This window comes from Arenimonas daejeonensis (assembly GCF_007993735.1).
GTDB lineage: Bacteria > Pseudomonadota > Gammaproteobacteria > Xanthomonadales > Xanthomonadaceae > Arenimonas > Arenimonas daejeonensis.
Genome location: NZ_CP042453.1, coordinates 948,559 through 968,946, shown reverse-complemented (window position 1 = coordinate 968,946; position 20,388 = coordinate 948,559). Strand labels below are relative to the sequence as shown.

At 69.9% G+C, this 20,388-nt stretch carries 14 protein-coding genes and 6 pseudogenes; 14 read left to right on the top strand and 6 right to left on the bottom strand.

Translation table 11 applies throughout. From position 1 onward, the window contains the following. The first annotated feature begins 90 nt into the window (after window positions 1-90). From FRZ33_RS04620 to FRZ33_RS17590, 7 genes and pseudogenes are all read left to right on the top strand, one after another. Window positions 91-657: a DUF3426 domain-containing protein gene (locus tag FRZ33_RS04620; protein ID WP_158637088.1), complete on the top strand. Its 567-nt coding sequence runs from the start codon at window positions 91-93 to the stop codon at window positions 655-657. Continuing rightward, entirely contained in the window at window positions 654-932 is a 279-nt protein-coding gene (fis, locus tag FRZ33_RS04615) for a DNA-binding transcriptional regulator Fis (protein ID WP_146907968.1), read from the top strand. The genes FRZ33_RS04620 and fis overlap by 4 nt, the downstream gene beginning before the upstream one ends. Window positions 933-972: 40 nt before the next feature. Next, window positions 973-2,542: pseudogene (purH, locus tag FRZ33_RS04610) on the top strand (bifunctional phosphoribosylaminoimidazolecarboxamide formyltransferase/IMP cyclohydrolase). Between the two features lie 523 nt (window positions 2,543-3,065). Next, the gene (gene purD / locus FRZ33_RS04605; protein WP_146910574.1) at window positions 3,066-4,355 is read left to right on the top strand and encodes a phosphoribosylamine--glycine ligase; all 1,290 of its coding nucleotides are present in this window, start codon (window positions 3,066-3,068) and stop codon (window positions 4,353-4,355) included. 150 nt (window positions 4,356-4,505) lie between these two features. Continuing rightward, entirely contained in the window at window positions 4,506-5,303 is a 798-nt protein-coding gene (locus FRZ33_RS16775) for an Ig-like domain-containing protein (protein ID WP_146907967.1), read from the top strand. Continuing rightward, the gene (locus tag FRZ33_RS17595) at window positions 5,300-5,608 is read left to right on the top strand and encodes an Ig-like domain-containing protein (RefSeq protein ID WP_425480624.1); all 309 of its coding nucleotides are present in this window, start codon (window positions 5,300-5,302) and stop codon (window positions 5,606-5,608) included. Before FRZ33_RS16775 ends, FRZ33_RS17595 begins: the two co-directional genes overlap by 4 nt. Next, a pseudogene (locus tag FRZ33_RS17590) lies at window positions 5,554-6,000 on the top strand (Ig-like domain-containing protein); the annotation flags it as partial. The gene FRZ33_RS17595 and the pseudogene FRZ33_RS17590, both read left to right, overlap by 55 nt. A gap of 122 nt (window positions 6,001-6,122) precedes the next feature. Here the strand turns inward: FRZ33_RS17590 and FRZ33_RS15985 are convergent. Further along, a complete protein-coding gene (locus FRZ33_RS15985; protein WP_227978128.1) occupies window positions 6,123-6,380 on the bottom strand; it encodes a hypothetical protein in 258 nt (85 codons plus the stop codon). Here FRZ33_RS15985 and FRZ33_RS17585 point away from each other — a divergent pair. The 3 genes and pseudogenes from FRZ33_RS17585 to FRZ33_RS04585 form a co-directional block, all read left to right on the top strand. Next, window positions 6,268-6,861: pseudogene (locus FRZ33_RS17585) on the top strand (putative Ig domain-containing protein); the annotation flags it as partial. The gene FRZ33_RS15985 and the pseudogene FRZ33_RS17585 overlap by 113 nt on opposite strands. Before the next feature lie 94 nt (window positions 6,862-6,955). Continuing rightward, entirely contained in the window at window positions 6,956-8,815 is a 1,860-nt protein-coding gene (locus FRZ33_RS04590) for an autotransporter domain-containing protein (RefSeq protein WP_158637087.1), read from the top strand. Between the two features lie 72 nt (window positions 8,816-8,887). After that, window positions 8,888-10,775: pseudogene (locus FRZ33_RS04585) on the top strand (MFS transporter). A 4-nt stretch (window positions 10,776-10,779) separates the two neighbouring features. Here FRZ33_RS04585 and FRZ33_RS15975 read toward each other — a convergent pair. The 5 genes and pseudogenes from FRZ33_RS15975 to FRZ33_RS17580 all read right to left on the bottom strand — a co-directional run. Then, window positions 10,780-10,995 carry a hypothetical protein gene (locus FRZ33_RS15975; protein ID WP_227978123.1) on the bottom strand — a complete coding sequence of 72 codons (216 nt, stop codon included), beginning with the start codon at window positions 10,993-10,995 and terminating at the stop codon, window positions 10,780-10,782. Between the two features lie 701 nt (window positions 10,996-11,696). Continuing rightward, entirely contained in the window at window positions 11,697-12,578 is an 882-nt protein-coding gene (nudC, locus tag FRZ33_RS04575) for an NAD(+) diphosphatase (RefSeq protein WP_146907963.1), read from the bottom strand. A gap of 10 nt (window positions 12,579-12,588) precedes the next feature. Beyond that, window positions 12,589-12,948: an iron-sulfur cluster insertion protein ErpA gene (gene erpA / locus FRZ33_RS04570; protein WP_146907961.1), complete on the bottom strand. Its 360-nt coding sequence runs from the start codon at window positions 12,946-12,948 to the stop codon at window positions 12,589-12,591. A 32-nt stretch (window positions 12,949-12,980) separates the two neighbouring features. After that, window positions 12,981-13,425 (bottom strand): annotated as a pseudogene (locus FRZ33_RS04565) (bactofilin family protein). A 145-nt stretch (window positions 13,426-13,570) separates the two neighbouring features. Next, window positions 13,571-14,041, bottom strand: a pseudogene (locus FRZ33_RS17580) (DUF6776 family protein); the annotation flags it as partial. Window positions 14,042-14,277: 236 nt separating this feature from the next. Between FRZ33_RS17580 and FRZ33_RS04555 the strand changes: the two are divergent. From FRZ33_RS04555 to FRZ33_RS17575, 4 genes are all read left to right on the top strand, one after another. After that, window positions 14,278-14,871, top strand: a complete 594-nt coding sequence (locus FRZ33_RS04555; RefSeq protein WP_146907957.1) for a DUF4126 domain-containing protein — start codon at window positions 14,278-14,280, stop codon at window positions 14,869-14,871. A 114-nt stretch (window positions 14,872-14,985) separates the two neighbouring features. Beyond that, complete coding sequence (locus FRZ33_RS04550; RefSeq protein ID WP_146907955.1) at window positions 14,986-17,742, top strand: EAL domain-containing response regulator; 2,757 nt, start codon at window positions 14,986-14,988, stop codon at window positions 17,740-17,742. After that, window positions 17,714-19,084, top strand: a complete 1,371-nt coding sequence (locus tag FRZ33_RS04545; protein ID WP_227978118.1) for an ATP-binding protein — start codon at window positions 17,714-17,716, stop codon at window positions 19,082-19,084. Before FRZ33_RS04550 ends, FRZ33_RS04545 begins: the two co-directional genes overlap by 29 nt. Continuing rightward, window positions 19,084-20,352: a response regulator gene (locus FRZ33_RS17575; RefSeq protein WP_146907953.1), complete on the top strand. Its 1,269-nt coding sequence runs from the start codon at window positions 19,084-19,086 to the stop codon at window positions 20,350-20,352. Before FRZ33_RS04545 ends, FRZ33_RS17575 begins: the two co-directional genes overlap by 1 nt. Window positions 20,353-20,388: the final 36 nt, after the last annotated feature.

Here is a 20,388-nt window from a genome sequence, read left to right as displayed (position 1 = left end):
TCCTTGCCGCATGCCCCGCGCCCCCGTTTCGCCGCCCCTGCCACCCCGAAACCCGCCCGCCCCTTTCCCTGGGCCTGGCTGGGCCTGGCCGTGGCACTGGCGATCGCGTTGCTGCTGCAGCTGGTGCTGGCTGACCGGTATCGTCTCGCCGGCGACGCCAGCTGGCGGCCGCGGCTGGAGACGATGTGCGCTGCGCTGGGCTGCGACCTGCCGCCCTGGCACGAACCCGATGCCTTCCGTGTCACCAACCGCGAAGTACAGCCGCACCCGAAGGTGCCGGGCGTGCTGCTGATCACCACCAGCTTCCGAAACGACGCACGCTGGCCGCAGGCCTGGCCGGTGATGGAAGTGTCGCTGCAGGACCTCGACGGCCAGTCCCTGGGCCTGCGCCGTTTCCAGCCGGTGGAATACCTGGGCAGCCCGCCCGCTTCGTCGTTGATCGCGCCGGGACAATCGGCCGTCGCCACCTGGAGATCCTCGACCCGGGAAAACGCGCGGTCGCCTTCACCTTCGACTTCCACTGAAAGCGATATCCCGCCCCTGTCCGGAAGGACAGTTCGCACCGCGTTTTGGATTGACGTAGACTGCCTGCCCCCGTCGACGACCGACGGCTCCGCAGGGAAGCGGGCAATCAACCACGGAGCTTGCACAGAGTGAACGCCCTACAGGCCGCGCGCGCGGATTCGACGACCCACGCTCCCAGCCACACGCCGCTGCGCGACCACGTCGCCCGCTCGGTGCGGCGCTACCTGCAGGACCTCAACGGTTGCGACATAGACGACCTGTACGAGGTCGTGCTGCGCGAAATCGAAGCGCCGCTGTTCGCCGAAGTACTGCGCCACTGCGACGGCAACCAGAGCCGCGCCGCCGCCTGCCTGGGCATCAACCGCGCCACCCTGCGCAAAAAACTCAAGGCCTACGGCCTGGCCTGAAAAGCCCCGGTATAATCGCGGCTTCCCCACGAGGTGCCCGATGACCGCCGAACGCCAACCCGTCCGCCGCGCCCTGCTGTCCGTGTCCGACAAGGCCGGCCTGATCGAACTGGCCCGCGGCCTGTCTTCCTGGGCGTCGACCTGCTCTCCACCGGCGGCACCGCCAAGGCCCTGCGCGAGGCCGGGCTGCCGGTGCGCGATGTCAGCGAAGTGACCGGTTTTCCGGAAATCATGGACGGCCGGGTCAAGACCCTGCACCCGAAGATCCACGGCGGCCTGCTGGGCCGCGAAGGCGTGGACGACGCGGTGATGGCCGAACACGGCATCGCCCCGATCGACCTGCTGGTGGTGAACCTGTACCCCTTCGCGCAGACCGTGGCCAAACCCGACTGCACGTACGAGGACGCGGTCGAGAACATCGACATCGGCGGCCCGGCGATGCTGCGCGCGACCGCCAAGAACCATGCGCGTACCTCGGTGGTGGTCGATCCGGCCGATTACGGCGCGCTGCTTGCCGCGCTGAAGGAAGGCGGCACCACACCGGCGATGCGTCGCACGTACGCCGCCAAGGCCTACGCCCACACCGCCGCCTACGACGGCCAGATCGCGATGTGGCTTTCGCCGCGGGCCGACGAACCGGAACAGCCCAAGGCCTGGCCGGAAACCTTCCACGCGTCGCTGTCGCTGGCCTCCTCGCTGCGTTACGGCGAAAACCCGCACCAGCGCGGCGCGCTCTACGTCGAGGCCAACGCGCCGCAGGGCATCGTCGCCACCGCGACCTTCCTGCAGGGCAAGGAACTGTCCTACAACAACCTCGCCGACGCCGATGCCGCGCTGGAATGCGTGAAAGCCTTCGAAGCCCCGGCCTGCGTCATCGTCAAACACGCCAATCCCTGCGGCGTCGCCGTCGCGGCGGACCTGATGACGGCCTACGACCGCGCCCATGCCGTGGACCCGACCTCGGCCTTCGGCGGCATCATCGCCTTCAACCGCGAGCTGGACGCCGCCACCGCGGCCGAGATCCTCAAGCGCCAGTTCGTGGAAGTGGTGATCGCGCCGTCGATCGCCGCCGACGCCCTGCCTCATTTCGCCAAGAAGGCGAACGTGCGCGTGCTGGCCTGCGGCGCGCTGCGCGCCACCACCGGCCTGGAATACAAGCGCATCGCCGGCGGCCTGCTCGTGCAGGACGCCGACACCGACACGCTCGGCGCCGCCGACCTGAAGATCGTCAGCAAGCTCGCGCCCAGCGCCGACCAGCTGCGCGACCTGCTGTTCGCCTGGAAGGTGGCGATGTACGTCAAATCCAACGCCATCGTCTACGCGCGCGACCTGCAGACCGTGGGCATCGGCGCCGGCCAGATGAGCCGCGTCGTCAGCGCGAAGATCGCAGGCCTGAAGGCCGAGGAAGCCGGCCTGGTCGTGCCGGGCTCGGTGATGGCCAGCGACGCGTTTTTCCCCTTCCGCGACGGCATCGACGCCGCAGCCAAGGCCGGCATCGCCGCGGTGATCCAACCGGGCGGCTCGATGCGCGCGACGCCGAAGTCATCGCCGCCGCCGACGAACACGGCATGGCGATGGTCTTCACCGGCCGTCGCCACTTCCGCCACTGAGGCACGCATGACCCGAGCCCGCGCCGACGCCGCTCCATCCGACCGCCGCCGCTGGATCGTGGTGGCCCTGCTGATCGCACTCGGCCTCGGCCTGGCCGCCGCCGCCCTGTGGCAGCGCTACAGCCCCGAGGCGCGCGCGCAGGCACAGACGCGGGCGATCGCCGACGCGGTGCTCGCCGAATTCGGCAAGGACCTGCCCAAACCCTTCGGCGAAGGCCTGGTGCTGGAACACGTCGCCTTCGAGGGCACCCGCCTGGTCTTCGTCATCCGCAGCACCTCGCGCCTGGCCGCCGAAGCGGTGCGCGACCCGCAGCGCCTGGAGGCGGTGCGCGCGGCGGAGCAGTCGCAGATGGCCGGGTTCTGCAGGAGCAACGAGCTGCTCTACCTGCTGTCGCGCGGCATGGTCGTCACGCGTCGTTTCGTGGACTCGAAGGGCGACCGCTTCTTCGAAGTCTCGCTCACCGGCGCCGATTGCGCCCAGTCCCCGACCGCACCTGATCGAACCCGCACGGAGAGTTGCCGCATGAAAGTCCTGGTCATCGGTTCCGGCGGCCGCGAGCACGCCCTGGCCTGGAAGCTGGCGCAGTCGCCGCGGGTCACGGAAGTGCTGGTCGCGCCCGGCAATGCCGGCACCGCCACCGAAGCGCGCTGCCGCAACGTGGCGGTCAAGGCCACCGACATCGAAGGCCTGCTGAAACTGGCCGCCGACGAAGACATCGGCGTCACCGTGGTCGGCCCGGAAGCGCCGCTGGTGCGCGGCGTGGTGGACGCCTTCCGCGCCGACGGCCGGCGCATCTTCGGGCCCACGGCCGCCGCCGCGCAGCTGGAAGGCAGCAAGGCCTACGCCAAGGATTTCCTGGCGCGGCACCGCATTCCCACCGCCTATTACGGTGTGTTCGAGGACACCGCGCTGGCGCTGCAGCACGTGCGCGACCACGGCGCGCCAATCGTGATCAAGGCCGACGGCCTGGCCGCCGGCAAGGGCGTCGTCGTGGCGATGACGGTCGCCGAGGCCGAGGCCGCGATCGTGGACATGCTCGAGGGCGAGGCTTTCGGCGAGGCCGGCGCGCGCGTGGTGATCGAGGAATTCCTCGAAGGCGAGGAAGCCAGCTTCATCTCGATGGTGGACGGGCGTTTTGCGCTGCCCATGGCCACCTCGCAGGACCACAAGCGCGTGGGCGACGGCGACACCGGCCCGAACACCGGCGGCATGGGCGCGTATTCGCCGGCACCGGTGGTGACGCCGGAAGTGCATGCACGCGTGATGCGCGAAGTGGTCGAACCGACCGTGCGCGGCATGATCGCCGACGGCGTGCCCTTCACCGGCTTCCTCTACGCCGGCCTGATGATCACGCCCGACGGCGCGCCCAAGGTGATCGAATTCAACGTGCGTTTCGGCGACCCGGAAACGCAGCCGGTGATGCTGCGCCTGCGCAGCGACCTGCTGGACCTGGTGGAAGCGGCGATCGACGGCCGCCTCGACCAGGCGCAGGCCGACTGGGACCCGCGCCCGAGCCTGGGCGTGGTGATGGCCGCCGACCATTACCCGGGCACGCCGCGCACCGGCGACGCCATCGCCGGCCTCGCCACCGACCCCGGCCCGGACGCCAAGGTCTTCCACGCCGGCACCGAACTGCGCAACGGCGTGGTGGTGACCACCGGCGGCCGCGTGCTCTGCGCCTGCGCGCTGGGCGACACAGTGGCCGACGCCCAGCGCCGGGCCTACGCCGCTGCCGACAACATCCACTGGGACGGCGCCTTCTACCGCAGCGACATCGGCTGGCGCGCGATCGAACGCGAACGCGGCGGCTGACGGAAAGCAGGATCGGATTCCGCGGTCCGCGCCGCGACGCCTGCCCTCCCGGCGACAGCGGTCGCCCGGGAGCGCTGGTTTTGACGTAGGCTTCGTGGGCCCGCTGCCGCCGGGAATCGGCGCGCCGGGCATCACACAGGGGATCCATCCATGCATCAGCTTCTTGCCGTCCGGCAGGCGCGGCGGCCTGCGCCGCATTTCCGCGCCGCCTTCCTGTCGCTGTTCTTGCTGGCCCTGGCCTGGTCGCTTCCGGCCGCCGCGCAGGTCACGATCCAGCCGACCACGATCCCCAACCCGGTCCAGGGCTCGGCCTACAACCAGCAGATGACGGCCTCCGGCGGCACGGCGCCCTACACCTACACGGTGTCCTCCGGCGGCCTGCCCCCGGGCCTGTTCTACAACACCGCGGGATTGATTTACGGCACGCCCACCACCCAGGGCACCTACACGTTCACCTTCGGTGCGTACGACGGCACCGCGGCGTTCGGTTCGCGCAGTTACACCGTCACCGTGCAGCCCCCGGCGGTGGCTGGCCCCACCGCCACGATCGTCGTCGCCGACACCGCCCTGGCGGCCAGTGAAACCAGCACGGTCACCATCACCTTCTCCACGGCCGTTACCGGCTTCGCCACGGGCGACCTGACCGTGGCCAACGGTGTGGTGTCGGGACTGGCATCGTCCGATGGTGGCACCACCTGGACCGCGACGCTGACGCCCACGGCCGGCATCAACGACCCCAGCAACGTCATCGTCCTGGACAATGCCGGCGTCACCAATGCCGGCGGCACGCCGGGCACCGGCACCACGACCAGCAACAATTACGCCATCGACACCCAGCGCCCCACGGCCACCGTGGTGGTGGCCGACACCGCCCTGGCCGCGGGCGAAACCAGCACCGTCACCTTCACGTTCTCGGAGGCGGTAACGGGTTTTTCAACGCAGACCTGACGGTCGCGAACGGAAGTCTCAGCGCCGTCTCAAGCGCCGATGGCGGCACCACCTGGACCGCGACCCTGACCCCGACCGCCAACCAGACCGACCCCACCAACCTCATCACGCTCGCCAACACCGGCGTCAGCGATGCCGCCGGCAACACCGGTACCGGCAGCACGAACAGCAACAACTACGCCGTCGATACCTTCCGGCCCACCGCGACGCTGGTCGTCGCCGACACCAGCCTGACCGCCGGCGAGACCTCCTGGTCACCATCGGCTTCAACGAAGCGGTCTCGGGCTTCGCCATCGCAGACCTGACGGTCGCGAACGGAAGTGTCAGCGCCCTCTCGAGTGCCGATGGCGGCATCACCTGGACGGCGACGCTGACCCCGGTCGACAGCCTGAGCGACCCCACCAACGTCATCACGCTCGCCAACACCGGCGTCCAGGACGCCGCCGGCAACGCCGGCATCGGCAGCACGGACAGCAACAATTACGCCATCGACACCTTCGTGGCGCCGACCGCCGCCGATCTGGGTGGCGTCGCCGTCCCCTACAACGACAGCGGCACCGCGATCGACCTCAGCGCTTCGATCACCGGCGTGCACAGCTCGATCGCCATCGGCACCGCACCCGCCAACGGCACCGCACTGGTCGCCGGTGATGTCGTGACCTATACCCCGACTACCGGGCATGCCGGTGCCGACAGCTTCACGTTCACCGCGACCGGACCCGGCGGCACCTCGGCGCCGGCCACGGTGAGCATTACGGTCGGCGATCCGGTCCTGGCCATCACTGGCGGCGGACCGTCCGCCGGTACGGTCGCGGCCGCCTACAGCCAGACTTTCACCTTCAGCGGCGGCAGCGCACCGTACACGGCCGGCGTCAGCGGCCTGCCGGCGGGCGTAGGCGTCAGCGCCGGCACGGCCGACAGCGTGACGGTATCCGGCACGCCGACCCAATCCGGCAACTTCACGATCAGCGTCTCGGGAACCGACAGCAGCACCGGCAGCGGGCCCTTCTCGCTGACCCAGGACTTCCCGCTGACCATCGCGGCGCCCACGCTGGCACTCGCACCGGGCGCTTCCACTTTCAATGCCGACTACAACACCGCCTTCAACCAGGTCTTCACCGCCAGCGGCGGCACGGGACCGCATACCTACACACTGACCGGCACACTGCCGGCGGGCGTCAACTTCAGCGGCGACACGCTGTCGGGCACGCCGACGGCCTCGGGCAGCTTCGGGTTCACGGTCACGGCCACCGACAGCAGCACCGGCGCCGGCGCACCGTTCAGCGTGACGGTGGCCTACACGCTGGACGTCACCGCCGCGACCATCGTGTTGACCCCGGCCAGCCTGCCCGACGGCACCGCCGGTACGGCCTACGGCCAGACCCTGGTCGCCACCGGCGGCATTGGTCCTTACAGCTTCGCACTCACCGGCGGCAGCCTGCCTGCCGGGGTGAACCTGGCGGCGGACGGCACGCTCGGCGGCACGCCCACCGTTGCCGGCAGCTTCAACTTCACCGTCGAGGCCACCGACGCCAACGGCCAGACCGGCAGCCGGGCCTACACGCTGGTGACCTCGGCTCCGGTCCTTGCGATCAGCCGGACCGTACTGCCCGGCGGCGTGGTCGGCACGGCCTACCGCGGAGAACCTGGTGGTGAGTGGCAACACCGCGCCGTACAGCTTCGCGATCACCGGCGGCGCCCTGCCGGCCGGCCTCGCGCTGTCCGGCGACGGCACGATCAGTGGTACGCCCACGACCGCCGGCGACAACGGCTTCACGGTGACCGCCACCGACACGCTGGGCTTCACCGTCGCTGGCACTTTCAACATCGGCATCGCGGAAGCCGTCCCGGTCGCGGCCGACGACAGCGCCACGACGCTGTCGGAACAGCCGGTCAGCGTGGCGGCCACGGCCAACGATGCCGGCGTGATCAGCTCGATCGCCATCGCCAGCGCGCCCGCCAACGGGACCGCGCTGGTCAACGGCCTGGCGCTGGACTACACGCCGGCCGCGGGCTTCTCGGGAGAGGACAGCTTCACCTACACCGCCAGCGGTCCCGGCGGCACCTCGGCGCCGGCCACGGTCACCATCACAGTGAACCCGGTGCCGGTGGCGGTCTCGCGCGAGGTCACCGTGCTGCCCGCAACGCCGGTGCTGGTCGAACTGACCGAAGGCGCCACCGGTGGGCCATTCACCGACGCCACCCTGGTCGCGCTCACGCCGGCCGGTTCCGGTACCGCCACTGTCGCTGCCGTGGGCAGCGGGTACGTGCTCGAATACACGCCCGCCGCCGACTTCACCGGCGTGGCATTGGCTCGGTTCACGCTAACCAACGCCCATGCAACCTCGGCGGTGGCGACGATCACGTTCACCGTCGAACCGCGTCCCGACCCGACCGAGGATGCGGAAGTGCAGGGCCTGCTGGACGCCCAGGTCGAATCGGCCCAACGTTTCGCGACCTCGCAGATCGGCAACTTCCAGCAGCGGCTGCAGCAATTGCGCAATGGCGGCGGAAGCGGGGCCAGCAACGGCATCGGTTTCGCCACCGACAGCCGCTGCCTTGAGCAACCGCTGCAGCCACGCTCGCTGTCGGGCGCCTGCGACCTCGCCTACGGCCAGGATGGCCTGCCAACCGCACCGCTGGCCGACGCCGGCGAAACCGGCGCACAGGACCCGGGCTCGCGCTTCGGCTTCTGGACCGGCGGCATGGTCCGGTCGGGCAGCCAGGACGGCCGCGACGGCAATGCCGACATCTCCTTCGAGACCGATGGCATCAGCGCCGGCGTGGACTACCGGCTCAACGACGCCTTCGCCTTCGGCGCCGGCATCGGCTGGGGCGGGGACGAAAACGAAGTCGGCGGGAACGGAAGCTTCGTGGACGGCGATGCCACTTCTTTCGTGGTTTACGCCAGCTACGACCCGGAAGGGCGGTGGTTCGTGGACGGCCTGCTCGGTTACCAGCGCCTGTCCTACGACCTCAAGCGCTACCTGACCGGTACGGGCGGGTTCGTGCGCGGCGAGCGCGATGGCGACCAGTGGTTCGGCTCGGTCTCCACCGGCGCCGACATCGGCTGGAAGACGATGCAGTTCACGCCCTACGCGCGCCTGGACCTGGCACGCGGCACGCTCGACGGCTACACCGAGAGCGGCCATCCGATCCTGGCCCTGCGCTACGGCGACGTGGACCTGGAAACCAGCACCGGCAACCTCGGCCTGCACCTGCAGTTCTTCAACGAAAGTGTCCATGGCCGCTTCGTCCCGCAGCTGCGCATCGAGTACCAGCACGACTTCAACGGCCGATCTGGCGGAACCGTGCAGTACGCCGACCTGGCCTCGGGCCCGCTGTTCCTGCTCGAATCCAGCGACTACGGCAACAACCGCTGGATCTTCGGCGCCGGCGCCCAGCTGCAGACGTTCAACAACTGGCTGATCGGGCTTGAATACCGCGGCCAGGTCGGCAGCAGCGGCGAAACCGACAACGGCGTGCTGCTGAAGCTGCAGAAGGACCTCTGACCGGAAAGCCGGGCGGCCCACACCGCCCGGCTTTTTTTCTCTGCTAGGCTGCCCCCGTCATCCCGGGGATCCATGGCCCACAACCAGTTCGAACTGCTCCGGCAGCGCCGCTTCCTGCCCTATTTCCTCACCCAGTCGCTGGGCGCATTCAACGACAACGTTTACCGGCAGGCGATCATCGGGCTGCTGTTCTACCTGGGCACCAACCTGGAAGAGCGCACGCTCTACACCAACCTGGCGCCGGCGCTGTTCATCCTTCCCTATTTCCTCTTTTCCGGGCTGGCCGGCCAGGTTGCCGAGAAGCTGGAGAAGTCGCTGCTGGTGCGCATCACCACCATGATGGAGATCGGCATCATGTCGATCGCCGCGGTCGGCTTCCTGATGGAGAGCCTGCCGGTGCTGCTGGTGGCGCTGTTCCTGACCGGCCTGCAGTCCACCCTGTTCGGGCCGGTGAAATATTCGATCCTGCCCAGCGTGCTCAAGCCCGAGGAACTGACCGGCGGCAACGGCCTGGTCGAGATGGGCACTTCGATGTCCATCCTGCTGGGCATGATCTTCGGCGGATTGATCTTCGTCATTGCCGGCGAGTACGGCCCGGAAGCCGCGGCTTTCGCCATCGTCGCGCTGGCGATCACCGGCAACCTGATCAGCCGCGCCATCCCGCGGGTCGAAGCCTCGGCGCCGGACCTGGCGATCAACTGGAACCCGTTCCCGGAATCGCTCAAGGCCCTGCGCCTGACACGCAAGCAGCCGGCGGTGCGCAACGCGGTGCTGGGCGTGAGCTGGTTCTGGTTCGTCGGCACGGTGCTGACCGCGCAGTTGCCGACCTATGCCGAATTGCACCTTGGCGGCGGCAGCACCTTGTACCTGTTCTGCTTCGTGCTGTTCTCGGTCGGCACCGGCGTGGGTTCGCTGCTGTGCGAAAAGCTGTCGCGGCGCACCGTTGAAATCGGCCTGGTGCCGCTGGGTGCCTTCGGCATGACCGCCTTCTGCGTCGACCTGTACTTCGCGCGGCCCGGCATGGCGATCGCTTCGGGCCTGGATGTCGCGGCTTTCGTCGCCATCGAAGGCAGCTGGCGGATCATGGCCGACCTCACCCTGATCGGCCTGTTCGCCGGCTTGTACATCGTGCCGCTGTTCGCACTGGTGCAAAGCCGCACACCCAGGGGGCGAACTCTCGCGCGTCATCGCCGGCCTCAACATCCAGAACGCCTTCTTCATCGTGCTGGCGGCGGGCGTCGGCATCGCCGTGCAGCGTTTCCTCGGCTGGTCGATCCCGGAGGTTTTCCTGGCCCTGGGCATCGCCAATGCGGTGGTGGCGATCTTCATCTTCTCGCTGGTGCCGGAATTCTTCCTGCGTTTCGTCGCCTGGATCTACGTCACGCTGTTCTACCGCGTGCATATCGAAGGCGTGGAAGACAACGTGCCGGACGAAGGCGCCGCGCTGCTGGTCTGCAACCACGTCAGCTACATGGACCCGCTGGCGATCAGCGCCGCGGTGCCGCGGCCGATCCGCTTCGTCATGTATTACAGGATATTCAACGTGCCGGGCATGAACTGGGTGTTCCGCGCCTACCGCGCCATCCCGATCGCCGGCAGCAAGGAAGACCCAGCGGTGAAGGACGCCGCCTTCGCCGAGGTCCACGAAGCGCTGGCCGCTGGCGAGTTGGTCTGCATCTTTCCCGAAGGCGGCCTGACCAAAGACGGCGAGATCGCCGCCTTCCGCGCCGGCGTCGAACAGATCCTGGCCCGCGACCCGGTGCCCGTGGTGCCGATGGCGCTCACCGGCCTGTGGGACAGCATGTGGAGCAAGCGCGATTCGCGCCTGGGCCGCCTGCGCGTGCCGCGCCGGCTGCGCGCCGCCGTCGGCGTGATCGCCGCGCCGCCGGTTCCCGGCGAAACCGCCACCGCCGAATCCCTGGAAAAGATCGTGCGCGAATTGCGCGGCGACAAACCCTGACGGATCAGGTCGCCCAGCCGGCCAGCACGAACAGCGCCAGCACGCCCAGCCACAGCAGCAGGATGCGCCAGACCAGGCTCATCGCGTCGCGCAGTTCCAGCAGGTCGGGCGCCTGCGCGGGGCCGTCCACCGCGTAGGCGTCTTCTTCCGCGAGTTCGCTGGCCACCGAGGCGCGCGGCGGCGTCGAGGAAGCCCAGGTCCAGGCGCACGCCCTGCGCATGCCAGTCACGCCAGGCGCTGAGCACGCGGTCGAAATCGGCCGCCAGGGCCAGCGCGAAGGTCATCAGCTGCGCCACCGGCCAGTTCAGCACCGCCAGTGACGTGCTGGCCAGCCCGCGCTGGCCTTCGGGCAGGCTGCGGCGCGCCTCGCCCTGCGCGCACAGCGAAATCAGGCGATAGGCCAACGCACCGGCCGCACCGGCCACCAGGAACCAGAACAGCACGCCGAACCAGCGCCACAGCGCACAGCGGAACACCGCCGCCACCAGGGTCGGGCCTTCCACCACCGGTTCGCCGCCTTCGGGGAACAGCGCGACCGCCGCCGTGCGACGCGCCTCGGGATCACGCGCCTCGATCACCGCCTCGACGTCGAGGTTCAGGTCACGCGGCCCCCAGGTGTACAGCAGCGCCAGCAGCGCGAAGAAAAACGCCGGCAACCCGTACCAGAGATCGTCGAGCAGGAACTGTGCCGCGCCCACCGCCAGCAGCGGCAGGCCGACCGCGATCAGCAGGCCGACCTTGTTCGGCCAGTCCTCGCCGCCGGTCTGCCGGCCCAGCCAGTGCAGCCAGCCGATGAACCAGTCGTAGCGGCGCAGCGAAGGCAGCGCCGGGAAGACATGGCCCAGCAGCAGGGAAACGACGACGGCGATGAGCGCGGCGGACATGCCCGGATTCTAGCCTCGAACGGCCTGCGCCTGAACGCTAGCCGCGCGCGCGGGCCATCCAGTCGTCTATCAGCCAGCGCGCAATGGACAGCCGCGGCGACAGCAACAGCTCGCCACTGGCGACTTCCGCCTCGATCTCGGCCAGGCTGAACCAGCGGGCCTGTTCGAGTTCGTCGCTGACCACCGGTTCCACCGGCAGGGCGGTGGCATGGAAACCAACCATCAGGGCCATCGGGAAGGGCCAGGGCTGGGAGGCGGCGTAGCGGCTCTCCAGCACCGGCACGCCGGCTTCTTCCATGACCTCGCGCGCCACCGTCTGTTCCAGCGATTCGCCGGGCTCGACGAAGCCGGCCAGCACCGACCAGCGTTTCGCCGGCCAGCCGGCCTGGCGGCCCAGCAGCAGCCGACTACCGTCGGTGACCGCGACGATCACCGCCGGGTCGGTGCGCGGGTAGTGTTCCAGGCCGCATTGGGCGCAACGCGCGCACCAGCCGCCACGCGTCCGCGCCAGCGCGTGCCCGCAGGCACCGCAATGGCGGTTGCGCTGCTGCCAGTGCAGCAGGGCGCGTGCCTGGGCCAGCGCGGCGGCTTCCAGCATCGGCCACTGCAGCGCGGCCTGGCGCAGGTCCAGGCGGCCGGGCAGCGGTTCGGGCAGGGATTCGTGCGGCAGGGCGAACCAGGCGGTGTCGCCGTCCAGTCCTGGGAAACTCGCGTCCTCGGGCAGTTCCGCGAACAGCGATGCGCCGATGACGAACTCGGGTGCCTCGGCGCTGCCGGGAAAACGCGCATGGCCTTCGGCGTCCACCACCACCACGCGCGCGGCGGGCCAGTGGGCCTGCTGCTTCGCAGGGTCCTCGCGCCACAGTTCGGCACGGTCCAGGCCCGGGCCGCGGAAGGCGTAACCGGGCTCGGTGCTCATGCGGGGTGGCTCAGGCGGAGAAGCTGCTGCCGCAGCCGCAGGTGGTCTTGGCGTTGGGGTTGCGGATGACGAACTGCGCGCCCTGCAGGCTTTCGCGGTAATCGACTTCGGCGCCCATCAGGTACTGCAGGCTCAGCGGGTCCACCAGCAGGGTGACGCCGTCGCGCTGCAGGGCCAGGTCGTCCTCGCCCTGCTGCTCGTCGAACTCGAAGCCGTACTGGAAGCCGGAACAGCCGCCGCCGGTGATGTACACACGCAGCTTCAGGCCCGGATTGCCCTCTTCGGCAATCAGGCTGGCGACCTTGGCGGCCGCGGCGGCGGTGAACTCGAGCGGAGCGTCGAGGGTCTGGTAGCTGGGCGTGGGGTCCATGCCCGCCAAGATGGGCGCTGGCGGGGCCGGATTCAAGCTTCCTGGGCCTCGACCCTGGCCTTGGGCTTGCCCGCCGCCCCCGGGGCTTCCGGGCCGGTCAGCTGGGCCAGCGGGGCGTCGGCATGGATCAGGCGGCCGGTGATCATGGCGCCGGCGGCCATCTCCACCACCTTGTAGTGGATGTTGCCGTTGACCCGGGCGTTGGCCGCCAGCTCGATGCGTTCGGCGGCGTAAATATCGCCGGTCATGCGGCCGTTGATCACGACCACCGGCGCACGCACCTCGCCTTCGACGTGGCCACTGTCGGCGATGGTGATCACCGCGGCCGAACCGTCCTCGGCCATCACCTTGCCGTGGATGGTGCCTTCGACATACAGGCCGCCGGTGAAACTGACATCGCCGCGGATCACCGCGTGCGGGCCGACCAGGGTCTCGACGGCGTGATTGCCGTTGCGGGGGATTTTTGTCGCCGAACATGTTCAATCTCCTCGTGGCGTCTCGGCCTGCCAGGGAAAGGCCTGGTCCACGGTGCTGCCGTCCGCGCGCAGCTGCACGCGGACGCGTTGGGGGTGAAGCCCTCGGGCAGCACGATGCTGCCTTCGAGCTGCTGGAAATAGCGGAACGAGAACGCCTGTCCGGGTGCGCCCGGCTTCTGCAGCAGCGTTTCCCACGGCAGCGTGCGCAAGCGCCCGCCGCTGACGCCTTCGACCGATATGCGCGCTTCGCCCTTGCTGATCGCGCCGCGGTTCAGATTCTGGGTCAGGGTGACGGTGTACCGCCAGCTGCCGCCTTCTTCGGGCGCGAACACCGCCTCGTGCACGCTCAGGCCGCGGCGCTGGCCGGTGGCACCGACCAGGCGTTCGTAGAAGGCGACGTCGGCGCGCAGGCCCGACACTTCCTCTTCGCGCTCGGCCAGGCTGGCCTGCAGTTCGGTGTTGGCACTGCGGCTGATCTGGTCGCTGCGACGCAGGGTGGCGACGTTCTGGCGCAGTTGTTTCACCAGCGCCTCGGCTTCATTGGCGCGGCGGCTGGTGACCTCGAGTTCGGCCCGCGCCTTCACCAGGCCCGGCGCCGCCAGCCGGCTCGCCAGCATCCAGGCGCCCACCACCGTCGCCAGCCAGAGCACCAGTCCGACCGCCAGCAGCACCCGGGCATACGGGCGGTGCGGAACGATCACGAAGCGCGGCTTGTCGGGGCCAATGGCACTCATCGGGGGCGGTCGGGTGGGGGATCGAACGGGGGGACGGCAAACTAAGCCCTGCGTCACAGTCAGCGTCAAGGCGGAGGGCCACTATACTGTGATCGCCGTCACCTTCCGGGAACGTGGCCATGACTGAAGCGCATGTTTTCGCCCTGGGCCTGGCCCTGGCCTGCCTGGCCGGCGTGCGGGCCTACTTCACCGTATTCGGCGTCGGCCTTGCCGGCCTGATGGGCTGGATCGACCTGCCGGCGGCGCTGCAGGTCACCACCTCGCCCTGGGTGCTGGGCACCGCGGGCGCCTTGGCGGCGGTCGAGTTCGCGACCGACAAGATCCCGGGCGTGGACTCGGGCTGGGACCTGCTGCAGACCCTGGCGCGCGTACCCGCCGGCGCCTTCCTCGCCGCCGCCACGCTTTCCGATGACGGCCAGCTCAGTGGCGGTGCACTGGCACTCGGCGCCGGCGCCGCACTGGCCACCCATGCGATCAAGTCCAGTACCCGGGCATTGATCAACGCCTCGCCCGAGCCACTGTCGAACTGGACCGCCTCGATCGGCGAAGACGTCGCCGCGGTCGGCGCCCTGGCCCTGGTGTTCGCGCACCCATGGTGGGCCCTGGCCCTGCTGCTCGGCACCCTGGGCCTGCTGGCCTTGACCGTGCTGGTCGTGGTGCGTTGGTTGTGGCGTCGTGGCAATGCCCTGCGCATGCGCACGGGCACGGCCTGAACGCGCCGCTGTCCGCTGCTGCGCACGGACAGCGTTGACGGCCTGCGCATGCCCGCGGCGCCTGACAGCCGCCAGCCCCGGGGGCATAATCCAAGGCCAACCGGGGGCCAAGCGATGAATCCGCACGACGAGTCCAGACTCGCCGAACACCGCCACGCATTCCTGCGCCTGTTGCCCCGGCGCGTGGAAACCATGGGCCGTCGCCTGCACCGCTTCCTTCAGGACGGCTGGGACATCAACGGCCTGGCGCTGCTGCACGACGACGCGCGTTTCCTCGGCGACGCCTGCAGCCGCCATGGCCTCGACGCCGCCAGCGCCCACTTCGGCACGATGCGCGGCCTGCTGGGCGAGGTCCTGGTCCAGCAGGCACTGCCCGACCCGACGCTGGGCGAACGCCTCTGGCACCTGATCGAGAACCTCGGCGAAGCGGTGCCGATGACGGCCGAGCCGGCAAGCGACACCCAGGCGGCCCGCCGCGCCGACCACGCCGGCCGCGCCGAAACCCCGCCCGCGAATTACTGGCGCCGCTGGGGCGACGACGCACCGGCGGCGATCGCCGGCACGCTGGCGCCCGAACCCGAAGCGGCACCGCCCCTGCCGGAATCCGAGGCACCGGCACCAGCCGCCAAACCGGCAGCCAAACCAGCGGCCAAGGCGGCGGCCAAGACCACCCCCAAACCTGCCGCCAAATCCGCTGCCCAACCCGCGGCCACCCCGTCGCCCAAGCCGTCGCCGGCCGCCACGCCGGCACCGCCTCCCCGCAAGGTGCCCGACATGACCGAGCCCAGCCCCGTCGCCGCCGGAATCCGCGTCTACCACCTCACCGACCACGGCGTGCTGTCGCTGGAACTCGACCAGCGCCTGGAAGCCCTGGGCTACGAAGTGGAACTGCTGGGCGACGCCGACGAGCTGCGCGAACTGCTGGGCGCCCTGCCCGCCCACCTGGCCCTGGTGGACGCCGCCTTCAGCGACCAGCTCGAGGCCATCGGCGAAACCGTGCGCAGCGCCAGCGAACGCGGTCCGCACAAGGTGCGGCTGGTCGCGCTGGCGGAAGCCGACGACATCTCGCTGCGGCTCACCGCGCGCCGTGCCGGCGTGGACGCGCTGGTGGTGGAACCCAACGGCGCCAACGACGTGCTGCGCCGGCTGGCCGCCCTGCTCAACCCTGAAAGCGAAGCGCCCTACCGCGTGCTGGTGGTCGAGGACGACCGCAACCAGGCCCTGTTCGCCGAAGGCATCCTGCGCAATGCCGGCATGGAGACCATGGTGGTGCTGGAGCCGCTGGACGTGCTGCAGGCCCTGCACCAGTTCCACCCCGACCTGATCCTGATGGACCTGCACATGCCGCATGCCAACGGCATCGAACTGACGGTGCTGATCCGCGACCAGGAAAGTTTCCTGCACACGCCGATCGTGTTCCTCTCGGGCGAACCGGACCAGGACACGCAGTTCGACGCGCTCGACGCCGGTGGCGACGACTTCATCTCCAAACCCGTACGGCCCAAGCACCTGATCGCCGCCGTGCACAACCGCGTCAGCCGCCACCGCGCGCTCGAGACCCGGCGCCTGCGCCGCAGCGGCCGCAACCCCGACACCGGCCTGCACGACCGCGAAGAGCTGATGGAGAACCTGGCCGACCTGCTCGACGGCGCCCGCGACAACAGCCCCGGCGGCGTGCTCTTCCTCGAGATCGAAAGTGTCAACCTGCTGCGCGACCGCCTGGGCCTGACCGCGCTGGAACAGCTGCTGGCCGGCGTCGGCAAGCTGCTGGGCGAAAAAGCCGAGCCCACGCCCGCAGCGCGTTTCGGCGACGGCAGCTACCTGATCCTGGACAACGAACGCGACGAGGCCGGCCTGGAAGCCCTGGCCACCCAGCTGCGCGGCACCCTGGTGCAGCACCCGTTCAATGTGCAGGGGCATCCGCTGCGGCTGCGCGTGTCCGTGGGCATCTGCGGGCTGAAGCACCGTTTCCACGACAGCGGCGCCATCCTCAACGCAGTCGAACGCATGGCGCGCGAAGCCCGCACCAGCGAGAAGGGCCTCAAGCGCTACGAGCCGGTGAAACCCACCGAAGCCGTGCGCGAAGCCGCGCTGGTGAACCAGATCCGCGAGGCGATCGCGCTCAACAGCCTGGAGCTGCTGTACCAGCCGGTGGTGGCGGTGGCGGGCAGCGACGACTCGCAGTACCAGGTGCTGCTGCGCCTGCGCGGCACCGACGGCAAGCTGCTGCCTGCGGCCGAAGTGATCCCGCTCGCCGAACGCGGCGACTTCATCCTCGACATCGACCGCTGGGTACTGCAGGCCTCGATGAAGCTGATCCGCGACCGTCGCGCCGAAGGCCGGCCGCTGCGCCTGTTCGTCACCCAGTCGGCGCTGACCCTGGCCGATCCCAGCCAGGCCACCTGGCTCAAGTCCGAGCTGGTGGCGCACGACGTGCCCGGCACCTCGGTGGTGATCGAACTGCGGCTGGAGGACGCCGCCATCCACGCCGCCACCGTGTGCCAGTTCTGCGATGCGATGGTGGCCGACGGCGTGCAGTTCTGCCTGAGCCAGTTCGAGTCCGGCCAGGACGCCGAGCGCCTGCTGGACGAACTGCCGCTGGGTTTCGTCAAGCTGGCGCGCAAGTACACCAGCACCGCGCTGTCGGGCACGCTGCGCGATGAGCTGAAGGTGCTGATCGACCGTGCCCACCGCCGCGGCCTGGAAGTGATCGGCCACGGCGTCGAGGACGCGCAGGCCGCGGCCACGCTGTGGATGAGCGGCATCGACTTCATCCAGGCAACCTGGTGCAGCAGGCCGAACGCGACATGGACTTCGACTTCCAGCAGGCGGTGCTCTGAGCATGTTCCCGGCCAACCCCAAACCCAATGACGCGCTGATCGTCCGCTGGCTGGCCATCGCCGGCGCCGCCGGTGCCGCCGCCGCCGCCGCGATGGGCCATGTCAGCGACAACTGGCTGTGGCAGACCATCGCCATGATCGCCGCGCTGCTGGCCGTGGCCGGCATCGCCGGGCTGTGGCGCGCTTTCTTCCTGCGCAACCAGGCCCTGGCCCAGGCCACCCAGCACACCGGTGAACAGACCCGCGAGGTGAACGCGCTGCAGGAAGAACTGGCCCTGCACCGCCGCCTCGAGCGCGAACTGACCGAAGCCAAACAGGCCGCCGAAGCCGCGATGATGGCCAAGGGCGAATTCCTGGCGACCATGAGCCACGAGATCCGCACGCCGCTCAACGGCATCATCCCCATGCTCGACCTGCTGATGAGCAGCCGCCTGCAGGCCGACCAGCAGGACATCGTGCGCACCGCCTACACCTCGGCCCGGCAGATGCAGCGCATCGTTGACGACATCCTCGACTACTCCAAGCTCGAGGCGAACAAGGTCACGCTCGAGACCACCAGCTTCAACCTGCGCGAGCTGCTGGACTCGGTGATCCGGCTGATGGAGAAACCGGCCGAGAGCAAGGGCCTGCGCCTGACCCTGCAGATGGACCCGGCCGTGCGCCTGGCCGTGCGCGGCGACCCGGTGCGCCTGCGCCAGATCCTGACCAACCTGCTGAGCAACGCGGTGAAGTTCACCGAACGCGGCTCGGTGACGCTGGCGGTGACCCGGCGCGGCGAAAGCCGCACCCAGCACGAACTGCGCTTCGAAGTGACCGACACCGGCATCGGCATCGCCAAGGACGCGCGCCTGTTCAAGGCCTTCAGCCAGGCCGACGCCTCCACGACGCGCCTGTACGGCGGCACCGGCCTGGGCCTGGTGATCTGCAAGCGCATCGTGGACCTGATGGGCGGCAGCATCGGCGTGGAATCCGAACCCGGGCGCGGCTCGACCTTCTGGTTCGAAGTGCCACTGCTCAAGGCCACCGGCGACATCCAGGGCCAGCGCAGCGACCTCAACGGCGCACGCATCCTGTTGCTCAGCACCGACGCTGGCCTACGCCAGCGCCTGGGCCAGGCCGCCCCGGGCTGGGGCGTCAACCTGACCCAGACCGAGACCACCCAGGACGCGCTGACCCGCCTGCGCACCGCCTTCACCCGCGGCGCCAGCTGGAGCTTCGACCTGCTGCTGGTGGACCTGACCAGTGTGCGCAGCACCGCCATCGCCCTGCACCGCAACCTGCGCCGCACCGCCGAACTCGAGGACCTGCGCGTGGTTTACCTGCAGGGCGACGATCCGGCCGCCGCGGAGCTGACCCAGGTCCGCATGCGCTGATGCTGTCGCGCGCGATCGGCGGTACCGAACTGCGCAGCGCCCTGACCACCTTCCTCGCCACGCCGGCCGCTGCCAAAGTGGATGAATACGAACTGCCTCCGCCCGAGCGCGTGCTGATGACACCCGAAGAAACCAACGACAGCGGCGGCGCGCCGCGCACCGGCCGCCTGCGCGGACGCATCCTGCTGGTGGAAGACAACCCTGTGAACCTGATGGTGGCCCAGCGCCTGGTCGGCCTGCTGGGCCTGACCTGCGAAACCGCAGACAACGGCGAGAAGGCACTCGATCGCATGGTGCAGGGCAACCTGGACCTGGTGCTGATGGACTGCCAGATGCCGGTCAAGGACGGTTACACCGCCTCGCGCGAATGGCGCCAGCACGAGATCAGCCAGAACCTGGCGCGCCTGCCCATCATCGCCATGACCGCCAACGCCATGGCCGGCGACCGCCAGAAATGCCTGGACGCGGGCATGGACGACTACCTGTCCAAGCCGGTGGACCGCCGCCTGCTGGAAGCCACCATCGCCCGCTGGCTGCAGCACCGCCCGGCAGGCACACCGCCGCCGGAAGCGCCGTCGCCTACGCCCACCCTGCTGCCCGACGAACCGGCGCCGATGCCGGGCCTGGCCGCGGCACCCAGCCCGGTCGTGCCGCGTCCGACGCCCGCGCCGGCCCCTGCCCCCGCACCGGCCATCGCCCGTCCCGCACCGGCCGCCCCCGTCGCACGCCCGGCGACGCCTGCGACACCCACGACGCCCCGACCAGCCGAAGCCGCGCCCGTCGCGCCGCGCCCGACCGTGCCCTTTCCGCCCCGGCCGGCCACGCCCCCGGCCAGCCCGCTGCTGCGCCCGGCCCCGGCCGCACCCGCCGCACCGGCGCCCCGCCCGGAACCGATGTCTGCCGAACTGCGCGGCGACGCGCCGCCGGCGCCGCCGCCGGTGCTGGCCAGCGAAGTCGTGGACGAACTGCGTGCGGTGATGGGCAACGAATACCTGAGCCTGGTGCGCCTGTTCCTGGAGGACGCACCGACCCACGTGCACGCGCTGGAAGCCGCCGCCGCCGCCAACGACATGTCGCGCATGATCGCGCCGGCGCACACGCTCAAGTCGGCCAGCGCCAACCTGGGCGCGATGGCGCTGTCGGCCGCCGCCAAACGCATCGAGCTCGGCGCGCGCCAGGGCGTGCTGCCACGCCCGGCCGTTGCCGTGGCGGTGCTGGAATCCGAATTCCGGCGCGCGTCGCAGGCGCTGCAGGGCCTGCTGCGCTGAGCAAAGAAAGGGCCCGGCATCGCTGCCGGGCCCTTC